The sequence below is a fragment of the Pseudomonas sp. I3-I5 genome, from assembly GCF_022699445.1.
GTDB classification, from domain to species: Bacteria; Pseudomonadota; Gammaproteobacteria; order Pseudomonadales; family Pseudomonadaceae; genus Aquipseudomonas; species Aquipseudomonas fulva.
The window spans coordinates 2,621,917-2,636,591 of the sequence record NZ_CP093940.1 but is presented as its reverse complement, the minus strand read 5'-3'; the positions used below and the strand labels follow the sequence as shown (position 1 = coordinate 2,636,591).

The 14,675-nt window shown below is 60.5% G+C and carries 12 protein-coding genes and 1 pseudogene; 9 read left to right on the top strand and 4 right to left on the bottom strand.

What is annotated here, in order from left to right:
* Positions 1-117 precede the first annotated feature (117 nt).
* Together quiC and MOP87_RS11790 are read left to right on the top strand one after the other, a co-directional pair.
* The gene (quiC, locus tag MOP87_RS11795; RefSeq protein WP_198740651.1) at positions 118-2,025 is read left to right on the top strand and encodes a 3-dehydroshikimate dehydratase QuiC; all 1,908 of its coding nucleotides are present in this window, start codon (positions 118-120) and stop codon (positions 2,023-2,025) included.
* A 128-nt stretch (positions 2,026-2,153) separates the two neighbouring features.
* Positions 2,154-2,825: a TetR/AcrR family transcriptional regulator gene (locus MOP87_RS11790; RefSeq protein ID WP_128610412.1), complete on the top strand. Its 672-nt coding sequence runs from the start codon at positions 2,154-2,156 to the stop codon at positions 2,823-2,825.
* 216 nt (positions 2,826-3,041) lie between these two features.
* Here the strand turns inward: MOP87_RS11790 and MOP87_RS11785 are convergent, their stop codons facing one another.
* The 4 genes from MOP87_RS11785 to MOP87_RS11770 all read right to left on the bottom strand — a co-directional run bounded on the left by MOP87_RS11785 (position 3,042) and on the right by MOP87_RS11770 (position 8,479).
* The gene (locus MOP87_RS11785; RefSeq protein WP_242809543.1) at positions 3,042-3,890 is read right to left on the bottom strand and encodes a shikimate dehydrogenase; all 849 of its coding nucleotides are present in this window, start codon (positions 3,888-3,890) and stop codon (positions 3,042-3,044) included.
* On the bottom strand, positions 3,887-4,336 hold the full coding sequence (gene aroQ / locus MOP87_RS11780; protein ID WP_242809541.1) for a type II 3-dehydroquinate dehydratase: 450 nt from the start codon (positions 4,334-4,336) through the stop codon (positions 3,887-3,889). The genes MOP87_RS11785 and aroQ overlap by 4 nt, the downstream gene beginning before the upstream one ends.
* A gap of 329 nt (positions 4,337-4,665) precedes the next feature.
* A complete protein-coding gene (locus MOP87_RS11775; RefSeq protein WP_242809539.1) occupies positions 4,666-5,946 on the bottom strand; it encodes a carbohydrate porin in 1,281 nt (426 codons plus the stop codon).
* Between the two features lie 115 nt (positions 5,947-6,061).
* Positions 6,062-8,479, bottom strand: coding sequence for a glucose/quinate/shikimate family membrane-bound PQQ-dependent dehydrogenase (locus MOP87_RS11770; protein ID WP_242809537.1), 2,418 nt, complete (start codon positions 8,477-8,479; stop codon positions 6,062-6,064).
* Positions 8,480-9,161: 682 nt separating this feature from the next.
* Here MOP87_RS11770 and pcaQ point away from each other — a divergent pair.
* From pcaQ to MOP87_RS11735, 7 genes and pseudogenes are all read left to right on the top strand, one after another.
* A complete protein-coding gene (gene pcaQ, locus MOP87_RS11765; RefSeq protein WP_027916065.1) occupies positions 9,162-10,091 on the top strand; it encodes a pca operon transcription factor PcaQ in 930 nt (309 codons plus the stop codon).
* Positions 10,092-10,236: 145 nt separating this feature from the next.
* Positions 10,237-10,866: pseudogene (pcaH, locus tag MOP87_RS11760) on the top strand (protocatechuate 3,4-dioxygenase subunit beta); the annotation flags it as partial.
* Positions 10,867-10,878: 12 nt separating this feature from the next.
* Positions 10,879-11,484 carry a protocatechuate 3,4-dioxygenase subunit alpha gene (gene pcaG / locus MOP87_RS11755; RefSeq protein WP_027916063.1) on the top strand — a complete coding sequence of 202 codons (606 nt, stop codon included), beginning with the start codon at positions 10,879-10,881 and terminating at the stop codon, positions 11,482-11,484.
* Between the two features lie 206 nt (positions 11,485-11,690).
* On the top strand, positions 11,691-13,061 hold the full coding sequence (locus MOP87_RS11750; protein WP_028686414.1) for a 3-carboxy-cis,cis-muconate cycloisomerase: 1,371 nt from the start codon (positions 11,691-11,693) through the stop codon (positions 13,059-13,061).
* The gene (pcaD, locus tag MOP87_RS11745) at positions 13,062-13,850 is read left to right on the top strand and encodes a 3-oxoadipate enol-lactonase (RefSeq protein WP_181074317.1); all 789 of its coding nucleotides are present in this window, start codon (positions 13,062-13,064) and stop codon (positions 13,848-13,850) included. It abuts the gene before it with no gap.
* Positions 13,851-13,868: 18 nt separating this feature from the next.
* Positions 13,869-14,270, top strand: a complete 402-nt coding sequence (gene pcaC, locus MOP87_RS11740; RefSeq protein ID WP_027916060.1) for a 4-carboxymuconolactone decarboxylase — start codon at positions 13,869-13,871, stop codon at positions 14,268-14,270.
* A 227-nt stretch (positions 14,271-14,497) separates the two neighbouring features.
* Positions 14,498-14,668: a hypothetical protein gene (locus tag MOP87_RS11735; protein WP_166741483.1), complete on the top strand. Its 171-nt coding sequence runs from the start codon at positions 14,498-14,500 to the stop codon at positions 14,666-14,668.
* Positions 14,669-14,675 lie beyond the last annotated feature (7 nt).

Genomic DNA, 14,675 nt, shown 5'->3' with positions numbered 1-14,675 from the left:
ACTAACCATTTCGTACAAAACCCATTGATGGCGTGACTTTACCCGCGAATAATCGAGTGCGCCAAGCGCCTGCAAGGGTTCGTTGGCTGATGCCTTTCAGATAAAGGGAACCCCAGCATGCAGCGTTCGATTGCCACCGTATCCTTGAGCGGCACTCTGCCGGAGAAACTCGAAGCCATCGCCGCAGCCGGCTTTGACGGCGTCGAGATTTTTGAAAATGACCTGCTCTACTACGCCGGTAGCCCGCGCGAGATCCGTCAGATGTGCGCCGATCTAGGCATCGCCATCACCCTGTTTCAGCCATTTCGCGATTTCGAAGGCTGTCGCCGCGAGCGTCTACAGAAAAACCTCGAGCGCGCCGAACGCAAATTCGACCTGATGCAGGAACTAGGCACTGATCTGATGCTGGTGTGCAGCAACAGTCAGGCGGACGCACTGGGCGATGGGCAGCTTCTGGTCGACGATCTGCGGTTGCTGGCCGAACGTGCCGGTGTCCGCGGCCTACGTATTGGCTATGAAGCGTTGGCCTGGGGCCGGCACGTCAATACCTACCAGCAGGGCTGGGACCTGGTCCGCCAGGCCGATCATCCGGGGCTGGGCGTGATCCTCGACAGCTTCCATACCTTGTCACTGCGGGGCGACCCGAGCGCTATCCGTCAGATTCCAGGCGACAAGATTTTCTTCGTGCAAATGGCGGATGCACCCATCCTGGCCATGGATGTACTGGAGTGGAGCCGTCATTTCCGCTGCTTCCCAGGGCAGGGCGAGATGGACCTGGCGGGCTTTCTCGCACCGATTCTGCAAACCGGCTACTGCGGGCCGTTGTCGCTGGAAATCTTCAACGATGGCTTTCGTGCCGCACCTACCCGGCAGATTGCCGCCGATGGGCTGCGTTCACTCCTGTATCTGGAAGAAAAGACGCGCCTGCAATTGCAGCACGAAGCCCAGCGGATCGAGCCTGGGGTACTGTTTGACCCAGCCCCGGCCAGTGCCTACGACGGTGTAGAATTCCTTGAGTTTGCCGTCGATGAGTCAGTCGGTGCACGTCTGGGTGGTTGGCTCGAGCGTCTGGGTTTTGTCGAAGCCGGCGCTCACCGCAGCAAGGGTGTTCGACTGCTGCGTCAAGGCGATATCAACATCGTGCTCAACGCTGAGCCCTATTCATTTGCACACAACTTCTTCGAAGCCCATGGTCCCTCGTTGTGCGCCATCGCACTACGGGTCAAGGACGCTCAGGCCGCATTGCAGCGCGCTACCGCCTACGGTGGTCAGCCGTTCCGTGGCCTGGTCGGGCCCAACGAACGCGAGATCCCGGCCGTGCGTTCGCCGGATGGCAGCCTGATCTACTTGGTCGAGCAGGCAGGTGCCGGGCATACCATCTACGACAGCGATTTCCGCCTGGATGCCGCCCCCGACGCTGGCGGCGGCCTGCAACGCATTGATCACATGGCCCTGGCCATTCCGGCCGAATCGCTGGACAGCTGGGTGCTGTTCTACAAGAGCCTGTTCGACTTCGAGGCCGACGACGAAGTGGTCTTGCCCGATCCCTATGGCCTGGTCAAGAGCCGTGCCTTGCGCAGCCAATGCTCCACACTGCGCCTGCCACTGAACATTTCCGAGAATCGCAACACCGCAATTGCTCACGCGCTGTCAAGCTACCGTGGTTCGGGAGTGCACCACATCGCCTTTGATTGTGCCGACATCTTTGGCGAGGTGGCGCGGGCGAAAAACGCTGGCGTGCCGCTGCTGGAGATCCCGTTGAATTATTACGATGACCTCGCGGCCAGGTTTGATTTCGACGACGAATTCCTTAGCGAACTGGCTTACTACAATGTGCTGTACGACCGTGATGCGCAGGGTGGCGAGCTGTTCCATGTGTATACCGAGCCCTTCGAGAAGCGTTTCTTCTTCGAAATCATTCAGCGCAAGGGTGGGTATGCCGGTTATGGCGCTGCCAATGTTGCGGTCCGCCTGGCGGCCATGGCCAAAGCCCGCAGCGGGGCCCCGCGCAAACCGGTGTTGTAAGGCAGATGCCGGCCCTGGGCCGGTGCCCCTGTGACAAAACCTGACCGGTGCCACCCTCCGCGCGCTTCCCTGCATCGCACCAGTGACGGATAATCCCACCCATTCCAATAATCAGGCTGTGAGTGGGTATGAATGATTCCGTAGTCAGCCTTGGCGAGCCTGCCTCCGACGGGGGCCGTAAATCGCGCAAGAACAACCCGGAGAAGACCCGCGAGGATATCCTTCAGGCCGCAATTGGCGAGTTCGTCCAGCAGGGCCTGGCCGGTGCCCGCGTCGACGCCATCGCCGAGCGTACCGCTGCTTCCAAGCGCATGATCTATTACTATTTTGGCAGCAAGGAGCAGCTCTACGTCGAGTGCCTGGTCAAGCTTTATGGCGACATTCGCAAGACCGAGCACAGCCTGGATCTGGAGTCATTGCCGCCGGAGCAGGCCATCCGCCGACTGGTGGAGTTCACCTTCGATCACCATGATCACAACGTCGACTTCGTGCGTATCGTCTCGACCGAAAATATCCACTATGGCGAATACGTCAAGCAATCACCGGTGATCCGCGAGATGAGCAGCGTGGTGTTGAAGACGCTCGGCCGCTCGCTGGAACGCGGCGTTGCCGAGGGCGTTTTTCGCACGGGTATCGAAGTCATCGACCTGCATATGCTGATGAGCTCGTTCTGCTTCTATCGGGTCTCCAACCGACACACCTTCGGTGAGATCTTCCAGATCGATATGACCGACGAGCAGATCAAGCAGCGCCACAAACAGATGATCGGCGACGTGGTGCTGCGCTATATCCAGGCATGAAAGAGACGGCACGTGCTGTACCTGCCCAATGACCGCAAAACGCCTGATCGTCATTGAGCAGCCAAAGCGTGATGCCCTTGCTGGGCTGATCCACGGCGAATGCATCGAAGCGGTCCGGCAAGGGCATCAGCACGGTGCGGCGCTCATGAACGACTGCCTGATCAGGCGCCCTGGGCCCGTCAGTGTCAGGTATCTACACCAACAGGCGAGCTCACTTCAGTCCATGCTGGCGAAATGCGCCTGCATCCTGCCAGCATCAGCAGCATTGCCGCTGATCAGCTCGAATGCCTTGACCGCCTGGAACACCGCCATCTTGCCACCGTCCAGGGTCCGGCAACCGAGTGCTCGAGCGTGGCGCAGGAGTGGCGTATCAAGCGGGAAGTAGATGATCTCGGCGACCCATAGCCGTGCATGCAGCAATCCGGCGGGCACGGGTGTGCCCGGCAGCTTGGCCATCCCCACCGGCGTTGTATTGACTAGGCCATCGGCGTCAGCCAGGGTGGCGGCCAGGTCAATGCCAAGGCTGGTTCGGCCTGCACCGAAGCGCTCGTTGAGGTTGTCGACCAGAGCTTGCCCGCGGGCGAAATCTATGTCGAACAGCGCCAACTGTTCGACACCTTCGGTCAGCAGCGCATGGGCGACGGCAGACCCGGCGCCACCGGCGCCCATCTGCACCACACGCCGTTTTTGGACGTCAGCCAGGCCGTGTCTGAACCCCTCGGCGAAGCCCAGGCAATCGGTGTTGTGGCCGATCCGCTTGCCGTCCTTGAAGACCACCGTGTTGACCGCGCCGATGCTACGCGCCTCATCGGACAGTTCATCGAGCAACGGCACGACCGCTTGCTTGAACGGGAAGGTGATGTTGAGTCCGGTAAAACCGGTGCGCTGAGCAGCATCGAGCAAATCGGGCAGGGCGCTGTCTTTGAGTCCTAACTCATCGGCATCGATCAGCCGGTACACGTAACGCAACGATTGCGCGTCGCCCTCACACTCATGTAGAGCAGGGGTGCGCGATGCCTGGATGCCGCGGCCAATCAGGCCAACCAGAATGCTTTGCTCGCTCATGCTGCTTGCTCGACAAACATGTGCCCAAGGTGTGCCAGCGCCATGCGATAACCTGCGCTGCCCAGACCGCATATCACCCCGACTGCAATCGATGAAACGAATGAGTTATGCCGGAACGGCTCGCGCTTGTGCACATTGGACAAGTGCACTTCGATCACCGGTAGCTCGCTGGCCACCAGTGCATCACGAATGGCCACCGACGTATGGGTCCACGCGCCTGGGTTGATCACAATACCGGCGCAACGGCTGCGGGCAGCGTGGATCCATTCGATCAATTCGCCTTCGTGGTTGGTCTGGCGGAATTCGATGTCCAGGCCCAGATCGCGAGCGCTGGCGCCGCAGCTGTCAGCGAGGTCGCTAAACGTTTCGCGACCGTACTGGTCCGGCTCGCGGGTGCCAAGCAGATTGAGATTGGGGCCGTTGAGCACGAGGATGCGGGGCGTCATTGGCAGATCACTGTGTTGTTATTGGGAGCTCCGATGTTTGTACTATCTGGTTAATTCGTCAATCGATGTACGTGATTGCGCGTTGAATATGTGCGATTACCGAACCACGAAGTTCGGCTGCCTGGCAGCGCGAAACTTGAATGCGCTGTGTTGGGGCCTGTCATACAGTTCCACGCGTAGCTTTGTTGCTACAGCCGTGTTCGCGCCCTCTAGCTATCGCCATGCCCGACCACGGGGCGTCTCGTTGCCCCGACCCCAGGGGCTGCAAGCATGACGAGAGGACACCCAGGAAGCGGAAAGGACTACCAAGCCGTGCCATCCAGAGCGCTTCAGAAACTGGCCTTGACCTGCAATCCGACTACCAGCGCATTATCAATATCAGCGCCGGTAAATGCCCCAGGCTCGATGATGTACTGCAGATCCGGTCGCAGATTGAGCCAGGGTGTGACCTGATATCCATAGCTCAGCTCGATCAACTGCTCGGCACTGTCGATGGTCGGGAACTCCTGATCATTGCGCGCAGCTGCATCCTCCAGCACAGCTCGACTACGGGGGTTCGGTACGGCGCGGCCGTAGCCCAGCGACAAGGTATCCCGCGGGCGCCCTGCAAACGGCTGATACAGCACAACACCCGTGCCATACCATTTTGTAAACGGCGATGCAGCCTTGCTCGATGCCGAGTACTGACCAAAGGCATGCAAACTGCGGCCTGCCACGCCCGGGTCATTCCATACCGCCTGATCGATCAGCAGGTAGTGCCCACCACGGCCGGCCACTTCGTCATTGCGGCCAGTGCGCTTGACGTTTGAGCTGTCGTAGTAATAACCCACTTTGTACTCACCCGGTAGCTCGCCCAGCAGCCTGTACACCAGCTCCACCGGCACCACCGTGCCTGTGGTGTGCTTGGGGCCAAACTTCCAGGCACGGCTGGAGTTGCCATTGCTCTCGGGGTCGACATTGAACGCCGCCACGCGCACTTGCCAGGCTGGCGACAGGTCGTATTTGACCCGTGCACCGAGCCGCGCGTTGGGGTAATTGGTCCAGCCACTGCCGCCGGACATGTTCAGCGGATGCCCGCAAAAGCCGGCATTCATGAAGTTGCACAGGATCCCGCTGTCGAGGCCGCCAAGGTCGTTGCCCATGGCCATGTAGCCGAGCTTGATATTCAGCGCCGGGGTAAAGTTGCGCTCATAGCTGAGCTCGGTGAGGCGGGTGTACAGGCCACCGAAGTTTTCCTGGATCGGCAGGCGGTTGCCTACCAGTTCTTCCGAAGCGCTGTGCCCGCGGCGGTCGTTGATGCTCAGTTGGACCTTGCCGGCGTTGTCCAGTCCGTACAAGCGGGACAAGTCGAACTGCACGCCAAGCTTGATGTTCTGCGAATAGCGCGCCGAGCGGTGCAGACCGCCATCGGCGTTGTAGGCGGTTTCGCCGCTGTAGTCAGCGCTGAACTTGACGCCGTTGTCTTCTAATTGATGGCGCAGGCCGCCCCAGTCGCCAGTGAAGGTGCTGCGGCGCAGCAGATCGGCTTCGGCCATGGCACCGTTGCTGGCCAGGACCAGAAGCAGGCCGGCGGTGATGGGAGCAGGGGACAAACGGAACACGAAGGACATTGCGCAGCTTTCCTGGAAATCGCAAGGTGATGATGAACGGCGCCGCTAAATGCATGAGGCCGCCACTGCAACGTGTGTGCAGAAGCGGCCTCGTGCTGTACGGGAGAGGCGCCAGTTATGGCAAGGCGTAGGCGATTACATAATCGCCACGGTCAGTCGACTGGCGGGCACCGCCTGCGGTGACGACCACGTACTGCTTGCCGGTCTTGGGCGACACGTAAGTCATCGGGCCACCCTGGCTGCCGACGGGCAAGCGAGCCTTCCAGACTTCTTCACCGTTGCCACTGTTGAAGGCGCGCAGGTAAAAGTCCTGGGTACCGGCAATGAACACCAAGCCGCCTTGGGTCGACAGGGTGCCGCCCAGCGTTGGCAGGCCGATCTTGATCGGCAGGTGCATGCGGATGCCAAGCGGACCCGTGTCTTCAACGGTGCCGACCGGCACTTGCCAGGCGACCTGGCGGGTCTTCATGTCAATTGCGGTCAGGGTGCCGAACGGTGGCGCCTGACACGGGATTCCGGCAATCGACAGGAAGCGGTTCTTGTTCACTGCGTACGGCGTACCTTTGAGCGGTACCGCCCCCATCCCGGTGTTCAGTGCTTCGCCACCACTGGCAGCTTCAGCCTGATTCTGCGACGGAATCATCTGACTCCACAGCCCCAGGCGCATGTCGTTGACGAAGATGAAACCATGCACCGGGTCAGTGGAGATGCTGCCCCAGTTCATGCCGCCCAGCGAGCCCGGGAAGCTCAGCGATACGTCGGTGCCAGGTGCGGTGTAAAGGCCGTCATAGCGCATCTTCTTGAAGTCGATGCGGCACAATAGTTGGTCGTATGGCGTAGCGCCCCACATGTCCGATTCGGTCAGGGTTTGAGCGCCGATCTGCGGCATACCGACCGACTTGGGCTGAGTGGGTGAGTACGGCTCGTTGGGGATGTTGCTTGGCTTGACCGGCACCTCGTCGACCTGGCTCAGCGGTTTGCCGGTAGCACGGTCGAGCACGTAGATCTGCCCGGCCTTGGTACCGATTACCACCGCAGGGACGGTCCGGCCGTCGTCCTTGGTGAAGTCGATCAGGCTCGGCTGCATCGGCAGGTCGAAGTCCCACAGGTCGTTGTGGACGGTCTGGTAAACCCACTTCTCGTCACCGGTAGTGGCGTCCAAGGCCAATACCGAGGCGCCGTAAGTGTGGTCGAGCTTGCTGCGTTCAACACCGTAGATGTCGGTGGACGATGAGCCCATCGGCAGAAACACGGTGTTCATCGCAGGGTCGTAGGACATCGGCGCCCAGCTGTTCGGCGTACTGCGCACGTAGGTGCTGCCGTCGGCGGGGGCATTGCGGTCCTCAGGGTTGCCTGGGTCGAAGGCCCAGCGCATTTGCCCAGTGATGACGTCAAAGCCACGGATCACGCCACCTGGCATGTCGGTCTGTACGTTGTCTGCAACACGGCCGCCAACAACCACGGTGGTGCCGGCCATCAGCGGTGCCGAGGACAGCTGGTAGAAGGAGTCCGGTACATCGCCCAGGCCAGCCTTCAGGTTGACCTGACCATTGGTGCCAAAGCCCTGGCAGAACTCGCCAGTGTCAGCGTCGACTGCAATCAGGCGACCGTCGATGGTATTGGTCAGCAGGCGGCGCTGGCAGTTGGCGCCAGGCGCTAGCGCAGCTGCAACGACGGGTGAGCTGTTCGGCTGGGTGGGCTGGGCCAGTGGCGCAGTGGCGTCGAAGTAGGCCAGGCCGCGGCAGCGCTGCCAGACTTTCGATTGGGCGTTGATGGTGTTTTTCCACAGCTCATTGCCGGTGTCGGCATCGAGTGCAATCAGATTGTTGTGCGGCGTGCAGATGAATACTTTGTTGCCGACCTGGAGCGGGGTCAGCTGGTCTTCGGCACCGTTGCCATCACTGATAGCGACATCGCCGGTGTGGTAGGTCCAGGCGACCTGCAGCTTGTCGACGTTACCGCGGTTGATCTGATCAAGGGCGGCAAAGCGGCTGCCCCCTTCGGTATTGCCGTAGTGAGCCCAGTCTTTTTGCGCATGCGCAGGTGCGACTGCGGTCAGCCCCGGGCCTATTCCGGTCGGGGCCACGCTTGGGTGGGCCACGAACATGTTGCCGGCCGCGACCACAACCGCTACCGCCATCACACCAGCGACAGCGTAGGCACCGCGTCCAGTACCGGTACCGTTGGCGCGCTTGAGCAGCGGGTACACCAGCGCGACGACGGTACCGATCACGGCAAACATGAACAGGCGCGAGAACAATGGCCAGAACACCAGTCCGGTATCAATCACGGCCCATAGTGCGGTGCCGAGCAGGAACGCGGCATATAGCCAGGCCCCAGCGACCTTGCTGCGGGCGATAAGGATGCCGGCGATCGCCATGGCCAAACCGCCGATCAGGAAGTACCAAGAGCCGCCCAGACTGGCCAGCTTGATGCCGCCAGCAGCCAGCAATAGGCCAAGCAGGGCGATGACCACGCCCAAGCCAACCAGAATGATTTTCGAGGCGCCAGATGCGCGCGGTGAGTCGTTCATGCCAAGGATCTCGCGATGGAATGCGCAAAGCATAAGCCCTTAGCAAGCTAATTAACAAGTTAGTACATTTATCTCCGAGATAGCGTATTGCAACGCCAAAATTGCCAAGATGCGACGAAATTATCGAAATGTGTAGGTAATTTTCTCTAACATGCCAAGTTTAATGACGTGAAAATTTCGTCAAAAACATCGATTTGTCACGGCTATGTGTAGGTTGAGCTTTCAGGCATCAGACCTGGAAGCCGCCCGGTCTCATCAATCTGACCTTTCGGACGGACATTGGCTGGCCACAGTGGACCCCAGTGATCGACGAAAATGGCCACCTGAGTTACCGGCGCATCAGCGATTTATGCTCACCGTCGATTTATGGCGCTGTTGTTTCTCTGCCAGTGCCACGTCTACCTTGGGCAGTAATAGGCCCTTGACGGGTAGCCAGCCCAACGTGAGCGTTTGATGTCGGCGTTTCGGCGTTTATAGTAATCGGCCGCCGTGAGGTCAATTACGAGCAAAATGCTGCATTTGATCACTCAGCGCCTGCTCCAGGAGGCCAAGCGCAATTTGGCTACACCGGTATGACGGTACAGGCGTTCTCCGACCCGATGAGCCTTTGCGTGCTGGTGTACGTTCACGGCGTGTTCTAACCCGGCACGGGGCAGTGGCCCAAGGCCTTCTGGAGTGACCGATGAGCATCGACAAACGCATCAAGTTTCGTCACCTGCAGTGCTTCTTGGAAGTGGCACGCCTAGGCAGCCTGGCGCGTGCAGCCGATCGGCTAGCGATCAGCCAGCCTGCCGTCTCCAAGACGCTCAAGGAGCTAGAGGATGCGCTGACCGCACAGTTGTTCGAGCGTGGTAAGGAAGGCGCCACGCTGACTGAGGCCGGGGTGGTCTTCCTGCGTTATGCCGGGCCCAGCGTGCAGACACTGCGCGAAGGGGTGGAGAGCCTACGCGGCGGAGACTTCCAACCCAGCAACGTGCGCCTTGGCGTGCTGTCCACGGTCGAGGGCGAGTTTCTGCCGGAGGTGGTGCGCCGTCTGCACAGGCGCCATTGCTCGCTGGTGATCAGCGTGGTTACCGGGCCCAGCGCGCCTCTTCTGTCGCAATTGCGCGTGGGCGAGCTGGACTTGGTTGTCGGGCGCATGACTGATAGTCCGCAGATCCAAGGACTGACCTTCGAGCATCTCTACAACGAGCCCCTGACCCTGGTGGTACGAGCCGGCCATCCACTGCTCGAGAGGGCTTTCGATACGGTCGCGCTGGAGGACTATCCAATGGTCCTTCCGACAGTTGGCACTACTATCCGCAAACGCATCGAAAGCCTGCTCGTCGAGCACGGTCTGCGTTTGCCAAATCGACGACTGGAAACCCTGTCATTAAGCCTGAGCCGGCGTTATGTCGATACCAGCGAAGCGGTTTGGGTGGCGCCGACCGATGCCGTGCGCAGCCCCCTGGCCAAAGGGGAGTTGGTGGAACTGGCGCCGCAGCTGCAAGAGGGGGGTGGCTCGGTGGGCATCTGCAGCAACGCCGCCTTACCACTGTCCCTCGGCGCACGCTGGTGCCAGGAAGTGTTGCGCGAGCTAGGCCAGGAGTATCGCGTGCACGCGTATCCATAACCCGTTGGTTATGGATACGCGGCGCCTTTTCAGTTTTCAGATCCGGCAGGCTCGCGGAAACTGCGGCGCACATGCCTGATAGTTTCCAGGCTCCTATAACGCCAACAACAGGAGACCGCCATGTCCGAACTGGACACCGGCCACCCGCTCGCCGCGACAGGCGTTGGTGAGCATTGCGCAGTCTATTTCGGAGACCACAGGGCCGGACTTTTCGCACCTGAAGATGGGCGATCATGACAACGACCTGCTGCTCAACTTCAACACCGGCAGCCTGCCGATCGGCGAGCGCATCATCGTCTCCGGCCGGGTCATGGACCAATACGGCAAGCCGATCCCGCATACCTTGGTGGAGATGTGGCAGGCCAATGCTGGTGGCCGCTATCGACACAAGAACGACCGCTACTTGGCACCGATGGACCCCAACTTTGGAGGTGTCGGCCGCACGCTGACAGATAGCGCAGGCAACTACATGTTCCGTACCGTCAAGCCCGGCCCGTACCCGTGGCGTAACGGACCCAATGACTGGCGCCCAGCGCACATCCACTTCTCCATCAGTGGCCCGTCGATCTCCGCTAAATTGATCACCCAGCTGTATTTCGAAGGCGACCCCTTGATTGCGATGTGCCCCATCGTCAAGTCGATCGCAAACCCGCTAGCGGTACAGAGCCTGATCGCCAAGCTCGACATGGGCATGGCCAACCCCATGGATTGCCTGGCCTACCGTTTCGACATCGTGTTGCGCGGCCAGCGCAAGACGCACTTCGAAGATCGCTAAGGACTCACGCACATGCCTATTGAACTGCTGCCCGAAACCCCTTCGCAGACCGCCGGACCTTACGTTCATATTGGACTGGCTCTGGAAGCCGCCGGTGTTGCCCCACGTCCGCAGGAAATCTGGAATCAACTGGCCAAGCCAGATGCCCCTGGCGAGCACATTCTGCTGTTCGGCCATGTCTATGATGGCAATGGCCATTTAGTGCGCGATTCCTTCCTTGAAATCTGGCAGGCCAACCATGAAGGGGTCTACGACACCCGCTTTGACTTGGAGAAGTCGTTCAACAGCTTCGGCCGTACCGCCACGACCTTCGATGCGGGCGAGTGGACGTTGCAGACGGTGAAGCCGGGTGTGGTGAAAAACGCCGCTGGAGTGCCGATGGCACCGCACATCAACGTGTTGCTTTTCGCCAGGGGTATCAATATCCACCTGCATACGCGTATCTACTTCGATGATGAAGTCCAGGCCAATCAGGACGATCCGGTACTCAACTTGATCGAGCAGCCACAGCGTCGCCAGACGTTGATCGCCAAACGCTGCGAGGTGAATGGCAATCTGGCCTACCGTTTCGATATGCGGATCCAAGGCGAGGGGGAAACCGTTTTTTTTGACTGCTGAGCGTACCCATTTGGCGCTGGCTCTGTTGCCGAGCCGTCGCCAGGAGCGTAGTCAGGGCTTGGCGCGCTGGCTGTCGAACGGGCCTGAGCTGCCCTTGCGGCCTCTCAGCTCGAAAGAAGGTCCGCGCAGCGGTCCTGATTTTGCCGGTGGGCCCCTGAGGCAGACGCTGTGCACCAGATAACTTTCCCGATTTTTGGAGTACCCGCTTGAGCAGCCCAAGCAATCTACTTTTCGACTTGTATTTCACCCGGCCGGCCATGCGTGCGATCTTCTGCGACAGTGGACGACTGCAGGGTATGCTGGATTTCGAGGCCGCGTTGGCACGTGCCGAGGCGAGCACCGGTTTGATTCCCGCTGAGGTGCTATCGCCGATCGTCGCCGCCTGCAACGCCGACCTCTACGATCCGGCGGAGCTGGCACATGCAATCGTCAGCGCTGGCAACTCGGCGATTCCACTGGTCAAGGCGCTGGGCAAGCGCGTCGCCGCCCTAAGCCCAGACGCAGAACGCTACGTACACTATGGCGCCACCAGCCAGGACGTCATGGACAGTGGCTTGGTGCTACAGCTGCGCGCCGCTGTCGAGGTGCTCGAAAGCGATCTCGCCGATCTGGCCAACGCCTTGGCAACGCAGGCCGAGCGTCATACCGATACCCCAATGATCGGGCGCACTTGGTTGCAGCAGGCCACGCCGGTAACCTTGGGCATGAAACTGGCAGGCATGCTCGGTGTAGTGACTCGCCACCGCCAGCGCCTTGAGCAGCTAAAGCCACGTCTACTGGTGCTCCAGTTCGGGGGTGCTTCCGGCACCCTGGCAGCATTGGGCGAGCAGGCTTGGCCAGTCAGCGAGGCCTTGGCCCGCGAGTTGGGGCTGAATTTGCCTGAACAACCTTGGCATACGCATCGCGATCGCCTGGTCGAGTTCGCGAGCCTGCTCGGCTTGATCGCCGGCAGCCTGGGCAAGCTGGGCCGGGACTTGAGTTTGATGATGCAGACCGAGGTCGGTGAAGTTTTCGAACCTTCCGCGCCGGGCAAGGGTGGCTCTTCGACCATGCCGCACAAACGCAACCCGGTCAGCGCCGCCGTGCTGATCGGCGTCGCCGTACGCGCGCCAGGGCTGGTCTCCACCATGCTCGCGGCCATGCCGCAGGAGCACGAACGCAGTCTGGGCTTATGGCATGCAGAATGGGAAACCCTTCCGGAGCTGTGTTGCATGATTTCCGGCGCACTGCAGCAGGCGTTGCTGGTGGTATCTGGGATGGAGGTGGATGCCGAGCGCATGCGCAGCAATATCGAACTGACACAAGGTCTGGTACTGGCCGAGGCGGTGAGCATTTCTCTGGCGCAGCGCATCGGACGGGATGCCGCCCACCACTTGATCGAACAGTGTTGCCGCGAGGCGGTGGAGGAGGGGACTCACCTTCGCGCAGTGCTGTCGGCCAACACCGAAGTCAGCGCACAGCTCTGTGCCACTGAGCTTGATCGCCTGCTCGACCCGGCCCAATACCTCGGTCAAGCGCGCCGATGGGTCCAATGTGCTGTCGCTGAACATTCGAACGTTTCGCGTGAGGAGCTTTAGATGCCTACCCTACAACTTGCCGATGGCGACCTCAACTATCAACTCGAAGGACCGCCTGGTGCGCCCGTATTGGTGCTGTCCAACTCGCTGGGCACCGACCTGCACATGTGGAATGCGCAAATGGTGGCTTTCACCGAGCACTTTCAAGTACTTCGTTACGATACCCGAGGCCATGGGCGGTCGCTGGTCAGCGAGGGCCCCTACAGCATCGAACAACTTGGGGGCGACGTGCTGACGTTGCTCGACGGACTTGATATTCAGCGGGCAAGCTTCTGCGGCCTGTCCATGGGTGGGCTGATTGGCCAGTGGCTGGCGATCCATGCCCCTGAGCGTATCGAGCGCCTGGTGCTTTGCAACACGGCTGCAAAAATCGGCAATGCGCAGGTGTGGAATTCGCGCATCGAAGTCGTGCTGGCCGGTGGCGTTCAGGCCATGCGCGATCTGCGCGATGCCTCGATCTCACGGTGGTTCACCGCCGACTTCGCCAAGGCCGAGCCCGCCAAGGTCGAGCCCATTGTCGACATGTTGGCACAGACTTCACCGCAAGGCTACGCCGCCAGTTGTGCTGCGGTGCGCGACGCCGACTATCGCGAGCAGCTCGGTGCTATCGGTGTGCCGACACTGATCATCTGCGCCAGCAGCGATCCGGTGACTAACATCGAGCACGGCCGCCTGATGCAGGCGCGCATTGTCGGTGCCGAGCTGGTCGAACTCCACGCCGCGCACCTTTCCAACGTGCAGGCCAGTGATGCCTTCAGCCAGCACGTGCTGGCCTTCCTGACCGCCTAAGCGCGCGAGGACCATCCGATGGACGAGAAACAACGGTACGAAGCTGGTATGCAGGTACGCCGCGCTGTGCTGGGTGAAGCCCATGTTGATCACAGTCTCAAGCACCTGACGCCGTTCAACCAGGAGTTTCAGGAAATGATTACCCGCCATGCCTGGGGCGATATCTGGACTCGCCCGGGCCTGTCGCGCCACACACGCAGCCTCATCACTATTGCGATGCTCATCGGCATGAACCGCGAAGGTGAACTGAAGCTGCATTTGCGCGCGGCCAGGAACAACGGCGTAACTCGAGAGGAAATCAAGGAGGTGCTGATGCAGAGCGCCATCTACTGCGGCATCCCGGCTGCCAACGCCACCTTCCACCTGGCCGAATCGGTGTGGGACGAGCTTGGCGTGGAATCCCTCGATTCTGCCAGATGAATGCCTCGAGTCGCCAGGGTTGAAAGACGCGCCATCAATCGCCGAGCGGGCAGTTACGGTTGCAACGCGGCGCAGCCCTACGTACTAACTTTTTCGAACGGTCGAAGCGGGCTGTAGTTATCGGCGTTCAAGTAGGGGGGGCTTGGTCAAGCATGGCTACCCTACCGAACACGCGTGCATGTAAGCTTGGATGCCCCGCACACATGAGTGCTAACAGGAGGTCCGATATGAGCAAGGTAGCTAAACCGTTTTACTTCGTCGCCATACCCCTGATTGCCGTGGGTACGGCATTTGCAGCCGTTGGCGCCTCAGGGCAGGCCGCTTTCGGGTATACCGCAGTCGGCTTGCTGACGCCTGGGCTGGCATTGCTCATAGCTGGGTATCGCAAGCGGGCCTGAGGCGCGT

Coding starts and splice junctions, on each gene's coding strand:
- MOP87_RS11790 (WP_128610412.1), top strand. CDS start 2,154: ATGAATGATTCCGTAGTCAGCCTTGGCGAGCCTGCCTCCGACGGGGGC.
- pcaC (WP_027916060.1), top strand. CDS start 13,869: ATGGACGAGAAACAACGGTACGAAGCTGGTATGCAGGTACGCCGCGCT.
- quiC (WP_198740651.1), top strand. CDS start 118: ATGCAGCGTTCGATTGCCACCGTATCCTTGAGCGGCACTCTGCCGGAG.
- pcaD (WP_181074317.1), top strand. CDS start 13,062: ATGCCTACCCTACAACTTGCCGATGGCGACCTCAACTATCAACTCGAA.
- pcaG (WP_027916063.1), top strand. CDS start 10,879: ATGCCTATTGAACTGCTGCCCGAAACCCCTTCGCAGACCGCCGGACCT.
- pcaQ (WP_027916065.1), top strand. CDS start 9,162: ATGAGCATCGACAAACGCATCAAGTTTCGTCACCTGCAGTGCTTCTTG.
- MOP87_RS11785 (WP_242809543.1), bottom strand. CDS start 3,890: ATGAGCGAGCAAAGCATTCTGGTTGGCCTGATTGGCCGCGGCATCCAG.
- MOP87_RS11735 (WP_166741483.1), top strand. CDS start 14,498: ATGAGCAAGGTAGCTAAACCGTTTTACTTCGTCGCCATACCCCTGATT.
- MOP87_RS11770 (WP_242809537.1), bottom strand. CDS start 8,479: ATGAACGACTCACCGCGCGCATCTGGCGCCTCGAAAATCATTCTGGTT.
- MOP87_RS11775 (WP_242809539.1), bottom strand. CDS start 5,946: ATGTCCTTCGTGTTCCGTTTGTCCCCTGCTCCCATCACCGCCGGCCTG.
- aroQ (WP_242809541.1), bottom strand. CDS start 4,336: ATGACGCCCCGCATCCTCGTGCTCAACGGCCCCAATCTCAATCTGCTT.